Source organism: Pseudomonas entomophila, assembly GCF_013523125.1.
Lineage (GTDB): Bacteria > Pseudomonadota > Gammaproteobacteria > Pseudomonadales > Pseudomonadaceae > Aquipseudomonas > Aquipseudomonas entomophila_B.
In genome coordinates, this window is the sequence record NZ_JAAMQJ010000094.1 from 1 (window position 1) to 1,233 (window position 1,233).

2 protein-coding genes are annotated in these 1,233 nt (G+C 62.0%); both read left to right on the forward strand.

Going from position 1 to position 1,233, the window contains the following annotated elements:
• The coding region (locus G7007_RS21665) for a phage tail protein I (protein WP_181105138.1) at positions 1 to 539 on the forward strand (539 nt) is incomplete at its 5' end.
• Positions 536 to 1,233 (forward strand): phage tail-collar fiber domain-containing protein (locus tag G7007_RS21670; RefSeq protein WP_181105140.1); only part of this gene is annotated, 698 nt, incomplete at its 3' end. The genes G7007_RS21665 and G7007_RS21670, both read left to right, overlap by 4 nt.

Below are 1,233 nucleotides of genomic sequence, written 5' to 3' on the forward strand. Positions count from 1 at the left end.
TCAACGCCGATCTCAAGGACTGGCGGGAGATCCCCAACGGGGTGCCGTACACCTTCCAGGTCACGGCCTGGGCCAACGAGAACCGCAGCGGTGAAGGCTCGATCATTTCGCCGCAGTTGGGCGAGCGTCTGCAGGCTTTGATCAACGCGGCGAAGAACGAGCGCAGTCACTACACCTTCCGGCTCGGTGCGCGCTTCGACGGCGGCCTGGTGGCTGCCAATGCTGCGCGGGTGCAGGGCTGGCTGCGTCAGTCGGCGCAGGTGCAGCCCATACCTCTTCCGCTGTTCGAGCAGCCCATTGCGCTGGTGAACCTGTCTCGGCTTTGGCAGGTACATCGCCGGTCTGCCGAGGCTCAGCCGTTCCCGATGCCCCGATCTGAACAAGTCCTAGCACTGGTCAACACAACCCAAGCGCGCAGCGTTTCCCGCTGGTCTGTGGAGGCGCAGAGCGTACCGATTCACAAACAAACGGTGCTGACGGCCGTTAATGCCGCCGTCGCCCGCACTGTCTTGCGCGTCTCGATGGAGGCTGCTCTATGAGTACCGCTTTAAAACCGCTGATCACCAAGGCTGGCCTGGCTGCCATCTGGAATGCGACCAGCACTGGCTTGCAAGCTGAGATCGCCTACATCGGTCTTGGTGATCAGGGCTTTACCCCCACTGTCGACCAAACGGCCCAACGCGGATTGGTTGCTCAATATCCGATCGCCGGTGGCGAGAAGTTGAGCAGTTCGCTCATTCACCTGACTGCCTTGGCCGATGATGGCAAGGCCTTTTGGGTGCGCAGCGTCGGATTCTACCTGGCCGACGGCACTTTGTTTGCGGTGTGGTCCAGTACCGGCGACCCGCTGACTTTCAAGCCGGCCGCAGGCGACATCCTGTTGGCCTACGACCTGTCGCTCGAAGCCTTGCCAGCAGACAGCGTGACGATCGTCAGCACCGCAACCGGCCTCAACCTTACTCTGGCCGCCCCCCTGGCGGCTCAGGCAGCAGCCTTGATCGCCGAGCAACTGCGCGGCGTGCTGCAGCAGGATCAGCTCGATGCTCAGGCTCGGCAGCAGCGCATTACTCAGGAGCAACAGCGTGTGACGGGTGACGAACTCGTCGGCCTGCTGCAGCGCCTGAAAGCGGCCGAGCAGCAACAAAGCGCCGATCGTGAAAACCAGCTGGTTGCGATCGTTGCGAACGCGACAGGCCTGATCAGTCTGCAGCACCTGTTCTCTCAAAAAACCTT